The 15,385-nt window shown below is 64.5% G+C and carries 20 protein-coding genes; 9 read left to right on the top strand and 11 right to left on the bottom strand.

Annotated elements, in window-relative coordinates; genetic code table 11:
* Positions 1-75: 75 nt before the first annotated feature.
* The 9 genes from IAE39_RS04865 to nrdR form a co-directional block, all read right to left on the bottom strand.
* Entirely contained in the window at positions 76-819 is a 744-nt protein-coding gene (locus IAE39_RS04865; RefSeq protein WP_201199833.1) for a substrate-binding periplasmic protein, read from the bottom strand.
* A gap of 16 nt (positions 820-835) precedes the next feature.
* A complete protein-coding gene (locus tag IAE39_RS04860; RefSeq protein ID WP_003255391.1) occupies positions 836-1,339 on the bottom strand; it encodes a phosphatidylglycerophosphatase A family protein in 504 nt (167 codons plus the stop codon).
* Positions 1,336-2,304, bottom strand: coding sequence for a thiamine-phosphate kinase (gene thiL, locus IAE39_RS04855; protein ID WP_201199832.1), 969 nt, complete (start codon positions 2,302-2,304; stop codon positions 1,336-1,338). Before thiL ends, IAE39_RS04860 begins: the two co-directional genes overlap by 4 nt.
* Positions 2,305-2,322: 18 nt before the next feature.
* The gene (nusB, locus tag IAE39_RS04850) at positions 2,323-2,823 is read right to left on the bottom strand and encodes a transcription antitermination factor NusB (RefSeq protein WP_201199831.1); all 501 of its coding nucleotides are present in this window, start codon (positions 2,821-2,823) and stop codon (positions 2,323-2,325) included.
* Positions 2,820-3,296 (bottom strand): 6,7-dimethyl-8-ribityllumazine synthase, encoded by a 477-nt coding sequence (gene ribH / locus IAE39_RS04845; protein ID WP_201199829.1) that lies wholly within the window; start codon positions 3,294-3,296, stop codon positions 2,820-2,822. The genes nusB and ribH overlap by 4 nt, the downstream gene beginning before the upstream one ends.
* A gap of 91 nt (positions 3,297-3,387) precedes the next feature.
* Positions 3,388-4,479 carry a bifunctional 3,4-dihydroxy-2-butanone-4-phosphate synthase/GTP cyclohydrolase II gene (gene ribBA / locus IAE39_RS04840; RefSeq protein WP_012270288.1) on the bottom strand — a complete coding sequence of 364 codons (1,092 nt, stop codon included), beginning with the start codon at positions 4,477-4,479 and terminating at the stop codon, positions 3,388-3,390.
* A gap of 18 nt (positions 4,480-4,497) precedes the next feature.
* The gene (locus IAE39_RS04835) at positions 4,498-5,163 is read right to left on the bottom strand and encodes a riboflavin synthase (protein ID WP_201199828.1); all 666 of its coding nucleotides are present in this window, start codon (positions 5,161-5,163) and stop codon (positions 4,498-4,500) included.
* Between the two features lie 42 nt (positions 5,164-5,205).
* Positions 5,206-6,336: a bifunctional diaminohydroxyphosphoribosylaminopyrimidine deaminase/5-amino-6-(5-phosphoribosylamino)uracil reductase RibD gene (ribD, locus tag IAE39_RS04830; protein ID WP_201199827.1), complete on the bottom strand. Its 1,131-nt coding sequence runs from the start codon at positions 6,334-6,336 to the stop codon at positions 5,206-5,208.
* Between the two features lie 2 nt (positions 6,337-6,338).
* Complete coding sequence (nrdR, locus tag IAE39_RS04825; protein WP_009685710.1) at positions 6,339-6,803, bottom strand: transcriptional regulator NrdR; 465 nt, start codon at positions 6,801-6,803, stop codon at positions 6,339-6,341.
* 106 nt (positions 6,804-6,909) lie between these two features.
* Between nrdR and IAE39_RS04820 the strand changes: the two genes are divergently transcribed.
* The 3 genes from IAE39_RS04820 to trxA are packed head-to-tail and all read left to right on the top strand — an operon-like array spanning position 6,910 to position 8,926.
* The gene (locus IAE39_RS04820; protein ID WP_201199899.1) at positions 6,910-7,362 is read left to right on the top strand and encodes a YbaY family lipoprotein; all 453 of its coding nucleotides are present in this window, start codon (positions 6,910-6,912) and stop codon (positions 7,360-7,362) included.
* Positions 7,363-8,022, top strand: coding sequence for a class I SAM-dependent methyltransferase (locus IAE39_RS04815; protein ID WP_201199826.1), 660 nt, complete (start codon positions 7,363-7,365; stop codon positions 8,020-8,022).
* A 31-nt stretch (positions 8,023-8,053) separates the two neighbouring features.
* A complete protein-coding gene (gene trxA, locus IAE39_RS04810; RefSeq protein ID WP_201199825.1) occupies positions 8,054-8,926 on the top strand; it encodes a thioredoxin in 873 nt (290 codons plus the stop codon).
* Between the two features lie 135 nt (positions 8,927-9,061).
* Here trxA and IAE39_RS04805 read toward each other — a convergent pair whose 3' ends face one another.
* Positions 9,062-9,406: a hypothetical protein gene (locus tag IAE39_RS04805; protein WP_201199824.1), complete on the bottom strand. Its 345-nt coding sequence runs from the start codon at positions 9,404-9,406 to the stop codon at positions 9,062-9,064.
* Positions 9,407-9,536: 130 nt separating this feature from the next.
* Here IAE39_RS04805 and IAE39_RS04800 point away from each other — a divergent pair, with 130 nt between their 5' ends.
* The 5 genes from IAE39_RS04800 to IAE39_RS04780 all read left to right on the top strand — a co-directional run bounded on the left by IAE39_RS04800 (position 9,537) and on the right by IAE39_RS04780 (position 13,518).
* Positions 9,537-10,112: a DUF2796 domain-containing protein gene (locus IAE39_RS04800; RefSeq protein WP_201199823.1), complete on the top strand. Its 576-nt coding sequence runs from the start codon at positions 9,537-9,539 to the stop codon at positions 10,110-10,112.
* Position 10,113: 1 nt separating this feature from the next.
* Entirely contained in the window at positions 10,114-10,824 is a 711-nt protein-coding gene (locus IAE39_RS04795; protein WP_201199822.1) for an ABC transporter ATP-binding protein, read from the top strand.
* On the top strand, positions 10,824-12,089 hold the full coding sequence (locus IAE39_RS04790) for an ABC transporter permease (RefSeq protein WP_201199821.1): 1,266 nt from the start codon (positions 10,824-10,826) through the stop codon (positions 12,087-12,089). Before IAE39_RS04795 ends, IAE39_RS04790 begins: the two co-directional genes overlap by 1 nt.
* Before the next feature lie 123 nt (positions 12,090-12,212).
* Positions 12,213-12,725, top strand: a complete 513-nt coding sequence (locus tag IAE39_RS04785; RefSeq protein WP_201199897.1) for a DUF3299 domain-containing protein — start codon at positions 12,213-12,215, stop codon at positions 12,723-12,725.
* A 109-nt stretch (positions 12,726-12,834) separates the two neighbouring features.
* Positions 12,835-13,518 (top strand): OmpW/AlkL family protein, encoded by a 684-nt coding sequence (locus tag IAE39_RS04780; RefSeq protein WP_201199819.1) that lies wholly within the window; start codon positions 12,835-12,837, stop codon positions 13,516-13,518.
* Here the strand turns inward: IAE39_RS04780 and IAE39_RS04775 are convergent.
* Positions 13,506-14,711, bottom strand: a complete 1,206-nt coding sequence (locus tag IAE39_RS04775) for an MFS transporter (protein WP_201199817.1) — start codon at positions 14,709-14,711, stop codon at positions 13,506-13,508. The genes IAE39_RS04780 and IAE39_RS04775 overlap by 13 nt on opposite strands.
* A gap of 102 nt (positions 14,712-14,813) precedes the next feature.
* Between IAE39_RS04775 and IAE39_RS04770 the strand changes: the two genes are divergently transcribed.
* Positions 14,814-15,257 (top strand): winged helix-turn-helix transcriptional regulator, encoded by a 444-nt coding sequence (locus tag IAE39_RS04770; RefSeq protein ID WP_201199815.1) that lies wholly within the window; start codon positions 14,814-14,816, stop codon positions 15,255-15,257.
* The last annotated feature ends 128 nt before the right edge of the window (positions 15,258-15,385 follow it).

Raw genomic sequence — 15,385 nt, 5'->3', positions numbered from 1 at the left:
CCAGGCACCGCGTCGCGTCCTTCGCGGGTGAACCCGCTCCCACAGGGAACAGAGTCCGGTCAGATAATCGCTGTTTCAGTGCGGTTTGCTGTCCGCGCTGAACGGATACGGCTGCCGCCAGTGTTCGAAAATCGGCTTCAGCTCTCCACTACGCACCAACTCGGCCATGCGCTTGTCGAACAGGTCACACAGAGCCTTGGCCTGGTCGTTGCGGGCGAAGGCCAGGTACAGCGGCAGTTCGGCGACATGGGTGCGGCGGAAGCGCTCGGGCTGCGATGACTGGCCCAGGACATAATCGACTTCGGTCTGGGCATCGATGTAGAAGTCCACACGGTCATGCTCGAGCATCGGCAAGATGCCTTCGCGGCGCTGAATCTCCCGAAACTCGTGCACATTCGGCAGGTAGCTACCGTAGTCGTAGCCACGCACCCAGGCCAAGCGGTACTTACCTACATTCTGCGGCGTGGGCACAGGCTTGCTGGCCAGCCCCAGGGCGTAGATGTGGTCCATGTCGAAGTGCCAGCGCGGGTACAGGTTGTCGTCGTTCTCCTCCTTGTACGAGCCCACCCAGGCATCCGCCTCACCACGTTTCACCAGCCCGACCGCGCGGCTGTAGGGCGCACTCTGGGTAACCACCTTGACCCCGGCCGGCTCGAACACCTTGCGCAGTACGTCCCAGGCCACCCCGGTACCGTCGGCGTTGGTGTAGTCGAGCCATTCCTCGCTGACCAGGTGGATCTGCTTCGGCACGCCTTCGGCAGCCGCCACCCACGGCGCAACACTCAGCAGCATTGCCAGCAGCACAGTCCTTATGGCCATTCACGCGCTCCCTGTTTCAGGCAACCGCCCACACCAGAACCTGCATGCCCAGCCAGGCGAACACGCCGGCCAGGATATCATCGAGCATGATGCCGACGCCCCCGTGCACATGGCGGTCGATCCAGCGTATCGGCCACGGCTTGAGGATGTCGAAGAAGCGGAACATCAGGAACCCTGCCAGCAGCCACTGCCAGCCTTCCGGCACCAGCCAGAGGGTGATCCACATGCCGACAATCTCGTCCCAGACAATGCCTTCATGGTCGTGCACGCGCAAGTCATTGGCGACTTTACCGCACAGCCAGAAGCCGAACAGCATGCTCACGCCGAGCAGCAGCCAGTAGCCCCAGTCGGGCAGCATCTGCCACAGCGGAATGAACGGTATGGCCACCAGCGAGCCCCAGGTACCCGGCGCCTTGGGCAAGGTGCCAGAGCCGAAGCCGAACGCGATGAAGTGCCACGGGTTGCGCCAGACCGAAGGCGGAACAAACTCCGCAGGCACCTGGTTGGGGTGATCGGTCACGGTGTCTCCCTAAAGTGTTGATAGCCCCGCTGCACGGGGGTGATGTCCTGGCCTTGTGCGTCGCGCAGCGTCACGCCCTGCCCTTCGCGCACACGACCAATGATATGCACCTCGATAAAACCGAGGTCAGCCAAAGGCGCCACTGCTTCGGGCGGCAAGGTGAAGGCCAATACGTAATCGTCGCCACCCGTGAGTGCTGCCTTCATCGCCGCTTCGCGGCCGAGGAACGCCTCTAGAGCAGGAGACACTGGTACCTGCGCCAGGTTCACCTCCAGCGCCACGCCAGACGCCTTGGCGATATGCCCGCAATCTGCGAGCAGGCCATCGGAGATGTCCAGCGCCGCCGTGGCTTTGCCTCGCAGCAAGGCGCCAAGGGTAAGCTGCGGCATCGGCGACCAGTAATGGGCCAGCAGCGGCTCGGCCTGCTCGGCAGGCGCCTCGCGCTCACCCAACACCAGCGGCAAGGCACCGGCGGCCTTGCCCAGCGAACCGCCGACACACAGCAGGTCGCCCGGCCGTGCGCCGCTGCGGCGTAACGCCTGGCCTGCCGGCACGCGGCCGAACACGGTCACGGTGATGCTCAGCGGACCACGGGTAGTATCCCCGCCAATCAGGCTCATGCGGCAACGGTGGGCCATGCGGCTGAGGCCGTCGGCATAGGCCGCCAGCCAGTCCGGGCCAACGTCAGGCAGGGTAATGGCGAGGGTAAAGCCGATAGCCGTTGCACCCATGGCCGCCAGGTCGCTGGCCGCCACGGCCAACGAACGCTGGCCCAGCAGCAGTGGGTCGCAAACAGCAGGAAAGTGCACCCCGGCGACCAGCGTGTCGGTCGACACGGCCAGTTGCTCACCGGGGGGAAGCTGCAGCAGGGCACAGTCGTCGCCGATACCCAGGGCCACGCCCTCGCCGCCCTGCGCACAGGGCGCGGCGGCGAAGTAATGGTTGATCAGCTCGAACTCACCCATGGCCAGGCAGCGCCAGGATCAGCGCTTGTTCGCCTTGACTTCTGCTTCACGCAGGGCCGGGGCGAGCTTGTCCAGCACGCCGTTGACGAACTTGTGGCCGTCGGTGGCACCGAAGACCTTGGCCAGTTCCACACCTTCGTTGATCACCACGCGGTACGGCACGTCAACGCGCTTGATCAGCTCCCAGGTGGACAGGCGCAGCACGGCCAGCTCGACCGGGTCGAGTTCGTCCAGCGCGATGGTCATGCACGGCACCAGCGCCTTGTCGATTTCGCCCTTGATCGCCGGGACCCCGTGGAGGATCTCGCGGAAATAGGCACCGTCGACATCGGTGAAATCGTTATCGACCCGGAACTGCGCTTCGATCTCGTTCAGCGAATGCTGGGCCATGTGCCACTGGTAGAGGGCCTGGGTCGCGAGCTTGCGGGCTTCGCGGCGCTTGGCGCTCTTCGAGGGCTTGCCGGCATCCGCAGGTTTTGGATCGCGCGGGTTGAAACGATCGCTTTCGTCGCTAATCACTTGGCCTCCAACTGCGCCAGCAGGCTGACCATTTCCAGAGCGGACAGGGCAGCTTCACCGCCTTTGTTGCCAGCCTTGGTGCCGGAACGCTCGATGGCTTGCTCGATGGAGTCGACGGTCAGTACGCCGAAGGCCACCGGAACACCGAACTCCATGGACACCTGGGCCAGGCCCTTGGTGCATTCGCCTGCCACGTATTCAAAGTGCGGGGTACCACCACGGATCACGGCGCCCAGGGCGATGATCGCGTCGTAGGCGCCTTGCCGGGCGACCTTCTGTGCTACCAGCGGGATCTCGAACGCACCCGGGGCACGGATGATGGTGATGTCGCTTTCGCTGACACCGTGGCGAACCAGGGTATCAACGGCACCGCTTACCAGGCTTTCGACAACGAAGCTGTTGAAGCGGCCAACCACCAAAGCATAGCGACCTTTGGGGGCGATGAAGGTACCTTCGATGGTCTTCAGGGTCATTCCGATATTCTCATCTTCAAGAGCGAGGCCGCATACAAGCGGCCTCGACAGGGGTCTGGACTCGAGCAGAGGGCGTCATTGCCGCCTCAAGTCACTCGGAGGGCACGTATTCTACAACTTCCAGATCGAATCCGGATATCGCGTTGAACTTCATCGGCGAACTCATCAGGCGCATCTTGCGCACACCGAGGTCGCGCAGGATCTGCGAACCGGCGCCGACGGTGCTGTAGGTGGTCGGTGCCTTGGTCGGTGCATCGCCCGCGCTTTCGCGGATGTGTGCCAGCAGCACGTCGCCGTCCAGCGGGTGGCCCAGCAGCAACACCACGCCGCTACCGGCCTCGGCCACGGCAGCCATGGCTGCGCGCAGGCTCCAGCGGCCCGGTTGCTTGACCAGCAGCAGGTCGCGCAGCGGGTCCATGTTGTGTACACGCACCAGGGTCGGCTCTTCGGCGCAGATCTTGCCCAGGGTCAGGGCCATGTGCACGTCGCCTTCCACCGCGTCGCGGTAGGTGACCAGGTTGAACTCACCCAGCTCGCTCTCTACCGGTTGCTCGGACACACGCTGCACGGTGCGCTCGTGGATCATGCGGTAGTGGATCAGGTCGGCGATGGTGCCGATCTTCAGGCCGTGTTCGGCGGCGAACACTTCCAGCTCGGCGCGGCGCGACATGGTGCCGTCGTCGTTCATCACTTCGCAGATCACGCCGCTTGGCTCGAAACCGGCCATGCGCGCCAGGTCGCAGGCAGCTTCGGTGTGGCCGGCGCGAGCCAGGGTACCGCCAGGCTGGGCCATCAGCGGGAAGATGTGGCCAGGGCTGACGATGTCTTCGGCCTTGGCATCCTTGGCAGCAGCGGCCTGCACGGTACGGGCGCGGTCGGCGGCGGAGATGCCGGTGGTGACGCCTTCGGCGGCTTCGATCGACACGGTGAACTTGGTGCCGAAGCCAGAGCCGTTGCGCGGCGCCATCAGTGGCAGCTTCAGCGTTTCGCAACGCTCGCGGGTCATCGGCATGCAGATCAGGCCACGGGCGTGCTTGGCCATGAAGTTGATGTGTTCGGGCAGGCAGCATTCGGCTGCCATGATGATGTCGCCTTCGTTCTCGCGGTCTTCGTCATCCATGAGGATGACCATTTTGCCCTGGCGGATGTCTTCGACCAGTTCTTCGATGCTGTTGAGCGCCACGCGGCACCCCCTTCTCAATCAGGATTTCAAGAAGCCGTTGGCGGCCAGGAAGCTTTCGGTAATGCCACTGCCCTTGCTCGGTTCGGCGGCCTTGTCACCCAGCAGCAAACGCTCCAGGTAACGGGCCAGCAGGTCGACCTCAAGGTTTACCCGACGCCCTGCGCGGTAGTCGGCCATGATGGTTTCGGACAGGGTGTGCGGGACAATGGTCAGCTCGAACTCGGCGCCATTGACCTCATTGACCGTCAGGCTGGTGCCGTCGACGGTGATCGAACCCTTGTGGGCGATGTACTTGGCCAGCTCCTTGGGTGCACGCACACGGAACTGGATGGCGCGGGCGTTATCGCTGCGCGAAATGATTTCGCCGACCCCGTCGACATGGCCGCTGACCAGGTGCCCGCCCAGGCGGGTGGTTGGGGTCAGGGCCTTTTCCAGGTTGACCTTGCTGCCGCTCTTGAGGTCGATGAACGCGGTGCGTTTGAGGGTTTCGACGCTGACGTCGGCCCAGAAGCCGTTACCCGGCAGTTCCACGGCGGTCAGGCATACGCCGTTGACGGCGATGCTGTCGCCAAGCTTGACGTCAGCCAGGTCGAGCTTGCCGGTTTCGACGTAGACGCGCACGTCGCCACCCTTGGGGGTCAGGCTGCGGATGGTGCCGATGGATTCGATGATGCCGGTGAACATGGGGTCTTCCTCAAAAACGGTTTGCGCGGGGCAAGCCCGGCATTATACGCCGGGTGCCGGCAGGGGGATGGCCGTGACCCGCCAGTCATCGCCCACTGCACGCATTTCGGTAATTTTCAGCCGCGGTGCTTCGCTCATCTTCTCCAGCGGCCAGTCCAGCAGCGGGCGGGCCTGGGAGCCGAGGAAGGTGCCGGCGACGAACAGCTGGTACTCGTCGACCAGGCCTTGGCGGGCAAAGGCACCGACCAGGCCGGCACCGGCTTCCAGCAGGATTTCGTTGACGCCACGGGCGGCCAGGGCCTGCAGCAGCGCCGCCAGGTCGACCTGGCCATTGTCGCCCGGCAGGCAGAGCAGTTCCTGGCCGGCAGCGGCATAGCGCAGGTCATCTGCGACAGCGGTCACCACCAGTGCCGGGCCGGCCTGGAAGAATGGCGCATCCAGTGGCAGGCGCAGGCGGCCATCGACCAGCACACGCAGCGGAGTACGGCTGAGTGCCAGGGCGGTGGTTTCGGCATCCAGGCCCAGCTCGGTGCCGCGCACGGTCATGCGGGCGTTATCGGCTAGCACGCTAGCGGCGCTGGTGAGCACCACGCTGGAGCGAGCGCGCAGGCGCTGCACTGCCGAGCGGGCAGCCGGCCCGGTGATCCACTGGCTTTCACCACTGGCCATGGCGGTGCGGCCGTCCAGGCTCATGGCCAGCTTGGCGCGGACGAACGGCAGGCCGTGCTCCATGCGCTTGAGGAAGCCCGGGTTGAGGGCACGGGCCTCGGCCTCGAGCACGCCGCTGGCCACTTCGATACCGGCCTCGGCCAGGCGCCGCAGGCCCTGCCCCGCCACTTGCGGGTTCGGGTCCTCCATGGCCGCAACCACCCGCGCCACACCGGCATTGACCAGCGCTTCGGCACATGGCGGCGTGCGGCCATGGTGGCTGCACGGCTCCAGGGTGACGTAGGCACAGGCGCCGCGGGCTCGCTCACCAGCCTGGCGCAGGGCATGCACCTCGGCATGCGGTTCGCCGGCGCGCACGTGCCAGCCTTCGCCGACCACTTCGCCATCGCGCACGATCACACAACCTACGCGCGGGTTCGGGTGGGTGGTGTACAGGCCCTTGCGCGCCAGCTCCAGCGCGCGGGCCATGTAGTGGGCGTCAAGGATGGCGGCTTGGCTGGGCATGTTCACTCTTTAGCCGGCTCACGGGCCAGGCGGTCGATTTCTTCGCGGAACTCGTCGAGGTCCTGGAAGCGCCGGTACACCGAGGCAAAGCGGATATAGGCGACTTCATCCAGCTTGCGCAGCTCGGCCATGACCATTTCACCCACCACCAGCGATTTGACTTCGCGCTCACCGGTGGCACGCAGGCGGCTCTTGATGTGCGCCAGCGCCGCTTCCAGGCGCTCGACGCTGACCGGGCGTTTTTCCAGCGCCCGCTGCATGCCGGCACGCAGCTTGTCTTCGTCGAAGGGCTGGCGCGTGCCGTCCTGCTTGATCAGCCGGGGCAGCACCAGCTCGGCGGTTTCGAAGGTGGTGAAGCGCTCGCCACAGGCCACGCATTCGCGGCGGCGGCGCACCTGCTCGCCCTCGGCGACGAGGCGAGAGTCGATGACCTTGGTGTCGTTGGCACCGCAAAAGGGACAGTGCATGGTGGCAGGCAACAAAAAAAGGGAGGGCCATGGTAGCGCATTGCACTGGCAAGACAAGCCAAAGGGGTTAACATCCATGGGAAATCTGCCCGTGAAGGACTACTCCATGCACTACCGAGCGCTCGTCGTGCTGTGCTGCGCCGCCCTGCTCGCCGCCTGCGGCAGCGACAGGCCGAAGACCGATACACCCCTGGCACCCGCGCCGGCCCGCGCGGCCAAGCCGGCCGAAGTACTCGGCCCGCTGCCGGCCTACCAGCGCGAACTCAGCGGCACCTTGCTGGAGATCCCGGCCGGTGCCGACGTAGAGCTGGCCTTGCTGGTCATCGACGAACGCGACCGCCCGCAACGGCTGTTGGCCAGCAGCAACCTGACGGGTACCGGCCAGGCCCTGCCCTATCACCTGCGCTTCAACCCCGAGGCCTTCCCGGCCGGCGCGCGGGTCGAGCTGCGCGGCCGCGCCAGCAGCTCCGGCCAGCTGATCATGCACCTGCCGCCGGTGCGCATTACCCAGGCCCAGACCCAGGCCACCGGCCCGCTGCGTTTCGAGAAGGCGCCGTAAGTGGTGCCAGGCTCCCTACAAAAGGCCCTCAGCGACCTGATCGGCGAAGCGCGGCTGACCGTCAGCGAGCTGCCCGGCTGCGACCTGAAGCTGTGGCTGATCGACGAGCAGAACATGGACCGCGCCTTCAGCAGCGAAGAGACCCGGCGCATTCTTGAAGAGCCACCCTACTGGAGCTTCTGCTGGGCCAGCGGCCTGGCCATGGCCCGCTACCTGGCCGAGCGCCCGGAATGGGTGGCCGGCAAGCGCGTGCTGGACTTTGGCGCCGGCTCCGGCATCGCCGGCATTGCAGCAGCGCGTGCGGGTGCCCTTGAGGTAGTGGCCTGCGACCTCGACCCATTGGCCCTCGATGCCTGCCGCGCCAATGCCGCGCTCAATGGGGTGGAGCTGAGCTACAGCAGCGATTTCTTCGCCGAAGACGACCGCTTCGACCTGATCCTGGTGGCCGACGTGCTGTACGACCGCGCCAACTTGCCACTACTGGATGCCTTCCTCGGCCGTGGTCGCCAGGCACTGGTGGCCGATTCGCGGGTACGCAACTTCAGCCACCCGCTCTACCAGCAACTGGGCGTGCTCGAAGCGCTGACCCTGCCAGACCTGGCCGAGCCGCACGAATTCCGCCGGGTCAGCCTGTACCACGCCAGCCGCGACACTTTATAGTGGTGTTATTCACGAGTTTGCGAGAGTCGCAATGAGCCAAGACACGCCTTACATTTTCGACGCCACCGATGCCACCTTCCAGCAACTGGTGATCGAGAACTCCTTCCACAAGCCGGTGCTGGTGGACTTCTGGGCCGAGTGGTGCGCGCCGTGCAAGGCACTGATGCCATTGCTGGCGAAGATCGCCGAGGGTTACCAGGGCGAGCTACTGCTGGCCAAGATCAACTGCGACGTCGAGCAGCAGGTGGTTGCCCAGTTCGGCATCCGCAGCCTGCCGACCGTGGTGCTTTTCAAGGACGGCCAGCCGGTGGACGGTTTTGCCGGTGCGCAGCCGGAGTCGGCGATCCGCGCCATGCTTGAACCGCACGTGCAAATGCCTGCCCCACCCACCGCTTCGCCGCTGGAGCAGGCCAAGGCGCTGTTTGCCGAAAGCCGTTTTGCCGAGGCCGAAGCGCTGTTGCAGGCGCTACTGGGCGAGGACAACAGCAATGCCGAGGCGTTGATTCTGTACGCCCGTTGCCTGGCCGAGCGCGGTGAACTGGGTGAAGCCCAGGTGGTGCTGGATGCAGTCAAGACCGACGAACACAAGGCCGCGCTGGCTGGCGCCAAGGCCCAGCTGACGTTCCTGCGCCAGGCTGCCAGCCTGCCGGAAGTGGCGGACCTGAAAACCCGCCTGGCGCAGAACCCGCTGGATGACGAGGCGGCTTACCAGCTGAGTATCCAGCAGCTGGCGCGCCAGCAGTACGAGGCGGCACTGGAAGGGTTGCTGAAGCTGTTCCAGCGTAACCGTGGCTATGAGAATGGGCTGCCGCAGAAGGCGATGCTGCAGGTCTTTGAACTGCTGGGTGGCGATCACCCGCTGGTTGGGGTTTATCGTCGCAAGCTGTCGGCGGCGATGTTCTGACCTGAAGCTCATGGCGAGGGCTTCGCCCTCGTTCGCGGGTAAACCCGCTCCCACAAGAGCGCACGGCTCTATGGTCTGTGCAATACCTGTGGGAGCGGGTTCACCCGCGAAGAGGCCAGCACAGGCAACACAGGTTTATCCAACCCAGTGATAAACCGGCGCATCCACGCCGCTTTCCACCTTCACCTCACTGCTGTGGCGCAAACGCACCAGTAGCCGCTTGCCCGCCGCCGTACTCCCGGCCAGCCCTTCCAGCCGGTCGAGCAATTCCGGCCCGCTCATCTGCCCCGCCAGGCGCAGCACCTCGCGCGCCGCCGTCCATTGCCCGTCATCCTGCCGTGGCGCAGCCACCGGGGCCGCCGCAACTGCATGCGCCGCCGCCGGCACCTCGATCTGCCGCCCCAACTGCGCCCATTCTTCAGGCTCAAGCTCGATGGTCAGGTCCACCGGCCAATCACCAATCTGCCCACGAATTCTCACGATGCATTCCTTGAATCCAGGTCAATGCCCCCATCCTACCTCAAGATGAAACCTGCACCACACAGGCTGGCGGCACGCAGAAAAGTTGTTATAACATAACCAGATCATTCAGCCCGTCCCGGAGTCGTCCATGCGTCGCCTGCTGCTCGCCCTGCCCTTCGCCTTGCTGCCACTGGCCGTGGCCCATGCCCACGATGACCATGATCACGACCACGCCCATGGCACCCTCGGCGCCCACGAGCATGGCGTGGCCAAGCTCAACGTCGTGCTCGACGGCAACACCCTGGAGCTTGAGCTGGACAGCCCGGCGATGAACCTGGTCGGTTTTGAACACGCCGCCAGCAGCGACGCCGACAAAGCCAAGGTTGCCGCCGTGCGCCAGCAACTCGAGCAACCGCTGAAGCTGTTCGGCCTAGCCTCGGCAGCAGGCTGCAAGGAAGACCAGCAAGAGCTGGAAAGCCCGCTGTTCGGTGACGCAGCCAAGGCTGACGACGACGGTGACGAGCACGAGAAAGGCCACGTGCACAGCGACATCAACGCCCACTACCAGTTGAACTGCGCCACCCCGGGCAAACTCGCCCAGATCGACCTTGCCCCGCTGTACAAGGCCTTCCCGGCCACGCAGAAGATCAACGTGCAACTGATCGGCCCGAACGGCCAGAAAGGCGTCGAGACCTCGCCCGCCAAGGCTGTGGTCGCGTTCTGAGATGAGCCAGGCGCTGATTGAACTGCAGGACCTGGTGTTCGCCTGGCCCAAACAGGCGCCGCTGCTGGATATTCCGGCATTCCGCCTGGAAGCCGGCGAAGCGTTGTTCTTGAAAGGCCCCAGCGGCAGTGGCAAGACCACGCTGCTGGGTTTGTTGGGTGGCGTCACCGTTCCGGGCAAGGGCCGCATCCATTTGCTCGGCCAGGACCTTGGCAGCCTTGGCCAAGGCGCCCGCGACCGCTTCCGGGTCGATCACACCGGCTACATCTTCCAGCAGTTCAACCTGCTGCCGTTCCTGTCGGTACGTGAGAACGTCGAGCTTCCCTGCCGCTTCTCGCGCAGCCGCAAAGCCCGCGCCGAGCAGCGCCATGGCAGTGTCGACCAGGCCGCCAGCACGTTGCTGGCCCACCTGGGCCTGGACGACCCGGCCCTGCTCGCGCGCCGCGCCGACAGCCTGTCGATCGGCCAGCAGCAGCGGGTTGCCGCCGCCCGTGCGCTGATCGGCCAGCCTGAACTGGTGATTGCCGACGAACCGACCTCGGCCCTGGACGCCGACACCCGCGAAGCATTCATCCGCCTACTGTTCGAAGAATGCCGCGCCGCCGGCGCCAGCCTGCTGTTCGTCAGCCACGACCAGAGCCTGGCGCCGCTGTTCGACCGCCACCTGTCGCTGGCTGAACTCAACCGCGCCGCCAAGCCCCGGGAGGCCTGATGTACCTGCTCCGCCTTGCCCTGGCCAGCCTGGCCAACCGCCGTTTCACAGCGTTTCTCACCGCCTTCGCCATCGCTCTATCGGTGTGCCTGCTGCTGGCCGTGGAACGGGTGCGTACCGAGGCTCGCGCCAGCTTCGCCAGCACCATCAGCGGCACCGACCTGATCGTCGGTGCCCGCTCTGGCTCGGTGAACCTGCTGCTGTATTCAGTGTTCCGCATCGGCAACGCCACCAACAACATTCGCTGGGACAGCTATGAGCAGTACGCCAAAGACCCACGGGTAAAATGGGCCATCCCGATCTCGCTGGGCGATTCGCACCGCGGTTATCGGGTGATGGGCACCACCACGGATTATTTCAGCCATTACCAGTACGGCCGCCGCCAGCATCTGGAACTGAGCCAGGGCCGTGAGTTCGCCAGCGACCCGTTCGAAGTGGTGCTCGGCGCCGAAGTCGCCGAGGCGCTGCACTACACGCTCGGTGACAAGCTGGTGCTGGCCCATGGCGTAGCCGCCATCAGCCTGGTCAAGCATGACGACAAGCCGTTTACCGTGGTTGGTGTGCTCAAGCGCACCGGCACTCCCGTCGACCGCACCTTGCACATCAGCCTGGGCGGCATGGAGGCGATCCATATCGACTGGCACAACGGCGTGCCGGCCCGTGGCGCCGGGCGCATCAGCGCTGACCAGGCGCGTACGATGGACCTGCAACCGGCTGCCATCACCGCGTTCATGCTGGGCCTGAACAACAAAATCGCCACGTTCAGCCTGCAACGGGAGATCAACGAGTACCGCAGCGAACCGTTGCTGGCGATTCTGCCTGGGGTAGCCCTGCAAGAGCTGTGGAGCCTGATGGGCACTGCCGAACAGGCATTGTTCGTGGTCTCGCTGTTCGTGGTGCTGACTGGCCTGATCGGCATGCTCACGGCGATTCTCACCAGCCTCAACGAGCGCCGGCGGGAGATGGCGATCCTGCGCTCGGTCGGCGCCAGGCCGTGGCATATCGCCGGGCTGCTGGTGCTGGAGGCGCTGTCGCTGGCGGCGGTCGGCATTGTCGCCGGGTTGGGCTTGCTGTATGCGGGGATTGCCCTGGCGCAGGGGTATGTGCAGGCCAACTATGGTTTGTACTTGCCGCTGGCGTTGCCGAGCGCTCACGAGTGGACCTTGCTGGCTATCATTCTTGGCGCAGCCTTGCTGATGGGCAGCGTGCCGGCGTGGCGGGCTTATCGGCAGTCGCTGGCCGATGGCCTGTCCATACATCTCTGAGTGCCAGTAATGATCCAGTACCTCACTGCCTTCTTCGCGGGTAAACCCGCTCCTACATTGGGTTGCGTTCCCCTTGTAGGAGCGGGTTCATCGAGGCGTCGAACCGCCGCGAAGAGGCCAGCACTGCACATATTACTGATCCTGCTGATGACGGTAGCAATGCCCCTGTGGGCCTCGGAACCCAAGGAGCTCGACTGGCCCGCCCTGATACCCGAGGGCGCCCCGGTCATCCCGCCACAGCTCGCCCCACTGCATGACCTGTCGCAACTCAGCAATGCCCTGTCTGCCGAATCCGCTCCGGCAGCACGCCAGCAAGCCCCCGACGCGCCAGTGGTGAAAAGCCTCGACGGCCAGCAGATCAAGCTGCCCGGCTACATCGTGCCACTGGAGGTCAGCGAAGAAGGCCGCACCACCGAATTCCTGCTGGTCCCTTATTACGGCGCATGCATCCATGTGCCACCGCCACCGTCGAACCAGATCGTGCACATTTTCAGCGAGATGGGCGTACGCGTCGAAGACCTCTACCAACCCTACTGGATCGAGGGAAAGATGCAGGTTAGAGCCTCCAGCAGCGAACTGGCCGATGCCGGTTACCAGATGGAAGCCGAGAAAATATACGCTTATGAGCTGAAGTGAGAACTGTTACCAATTCATGAAGACGCTTCTTTGAGCTGGGTCAAACATTCTGTTTAGACGCATCCGTACCATTGGACTACTTGATTACTCACGTCCTTTGGGAGCTTCCATGAACAAGTCCTTGCTCGGTGCCGCACTTGCGGCCCTGGCGCTCGCCGCCCCTGTTGCCCATGCCCACCAGGCGGGTGATGTCATCGTCCGCGCTGGCGCCATTACCACTGCGCCGAACGAGAGCAGCGGCGACCTGAAATTCGATGGCAACAAAGTTTCGGGCACCAAGGCGACCCTGGACAGCGACACCCAGCTAGGCTTGACATTCGCCTACATGCTCACCGACCACATCGGCCTGGAACTGCTGGCCGCCACACCGTTCAAGCACACCGTCGGCGTAAAAGGCCTGGGCGGCGGCCTGGACGGCAAGCTGGCCGACATCAAGCAACTGCCACCGACCCTGTCGCTGCAGTACTACCCGATGGAGCCCAACTCCAAATTCCAGCCGTATGCCGGTGTGGGCATCAACTACACCCTGTTCTTTGATGAAGACCTCAGCAGCACCCGCAAGCAGCAGGGCTTCAGCAACCTGAAACTTCAGGACTCGATCGGCATTGCCGGCCAGCTGGGCATGGACTACATGATCACTGACAACCTGCTGGTCAACGCCTCGGTCTGGTACGTCGACATCGACACCAAGGCCAGCGTCAACGGCCCGACCGCGCTGGGCTACAGCAAGACCAAGGTCGACGTCGAAGTCGACCCGTGGGTGTACATGGTCGGCCTTGGCTACAAGTTCTGACCGGAACACTGCAGGGCGGCTTTGGCCGCCCTGGTTTTGTGCAGCCCTAGCCAGTAACACAGAGCAGCCGCGCTGATAGCCATGCCAAGGCCGCACACCGCAGCCCAACCCCAATGGGCATAGACCCAGCTTGCCAGCACCGCCCCCACACCGCTACCCAGCGAATAGCAACACATGTAGGCACCCATCAAGCGGCTGGCCATCTCGCCACGCCCGGCCAGCAACAGGCTCTGGTTGGTGACATGCACCGCCTGCACGGCAAAGTCCAGCATCAGCACACCCAGCACAAAGGCCGTCAGCGATTGCCCGACAAAGGCTGTGGGCAGCCATGACAGCGTCAGCAACACCAGCGCCAGCCCGGTGGTGCGCTCTCCCAGCCCTTGGTCGGCCAGGCGGCCAGCGCGGGACGCAGCCAATGTGCCTGCAATACCCGCCAGGCCGAACAGGCCGATCTCTGCGTGGCTCAGTGACAGCGGTGCAGCGCTGAGGGGCATGACCATGGCACTCCACAGCACGCTGAACGCGGCGAAGATCAACACACCGAACACCCCGCGCTGGCGCAGCAAACTGTCGTGCCGGTACAGGCTGAACTGGGCCACGATCAGCGCCCGGTAGCTGGAGCGGTACTTGGCTGCTGGCACCGTGGGCAAGCTGCGCCACATTACCAGTGCCAGCAGTACCAACACACCCGCGGCTACCCAGTACACGCTGCGCCAACCCGCCAGATCGGCCAGCCCACCCGAGACCAGCCGTGCGAGCAGAATGCCCAGCACCACGCCACTGGTGACCGTACCCACCGCCTGCCCTTGCCGCCCAGCTGAAGCCAGGCTCGCGGCATGCGCAACCATGAGCTGCACCATGACGGCCATCAAACCGGTAATGGCCAACGCCAGCAGCAGTAGCGCCCAGTTCAGCGCCATGCCGACGCCAACCAGCGCCAGCGCCGAGAACAGCAACTGGCCAAGCAACAAGCGTTTGCGGTCAAGCAGGTCACCCAGCGGCACGATCAACAACAGGCCCAGGGCGTAGCCCGCCTGCGTCGCGCCCACCACCCAGCCAATCTGCTGCTGCGCCACCCCCAGGTCGGCGGCCATCGATTCGAGCAAAGGCTGGGCGAAATAGACCGTCGCCACGGCCATTGCGCTGGTAATGGCAAGCAGCAGGGTTATCCCGCGTGTCAGCGTGAGCGTCATCGGACTGATCTCTCAATTCTGGTTTCGAATTGAAACCACATGCTGGCTATTTAGCAAATGTGGTTTTAATCTGCAACCAGATACTCAAGACAGGTTTGCAGCATGCTCGATGAAAACAACGCACAGTGCCCCGTCGCCCGGGCCCTGGAAGTGCTGGGTGACCGTTGGGCGCTGATGATCCTGCGTGATGCCTTCGACGGCCTGCGACGCTTCAGCGAGTTTCAGAAGAACCTGGGGCTGGCGAAGAACATTCTTGCCTCGCGGCTCAAGCTATTGGTGGAGAGTGGGTTGCTGGCGATGCAGCCAGCTTCGGATGGCAGCGCCTACAAGGAATATGTGCTGACCGAGAAAGGGCGCTCGGTATTTCCGGTGGTGGTTGGCTTGAGGCAGTGGGGGGAGAGGTTTCTGTTCGCCCCGGGCGAGGCGCGATCGGAACTGGTGGAGGGTGCTAACGGGCAGGGGCTCGAGACGTTGCAAGTGCGGGCCGTCGATGGGCGGGTTTTGAATGCTGAGGATTGCTTGCGCAGGGTTGTGCAGCATGGGTGATTTTGGGGCTGCTGCGCAGCCCGTCGCGACACAAGGCCGCTCCTACAGGGATCGCGAATCGTCGGCATTGCGCGATCCCTGTAGGAGCGGCCTTGTGTCGCGATGGGCCGCAAAGCGGCCCCATCAGC

Source organism: Pseudomonas sp. S37 (assembly GCF_016658545.1).
GTDB lineage: Bacteria > Pseudomonadota > Gammaproteobacteria > Pseudomonadales > Pseudomonadaceae > Aquipseudomonas.
The sequence above is the reverse complement of the archived record's forward strand: the minus strand, read 5'-3'. Positions and strand labels throughout refer to the sequence as shown.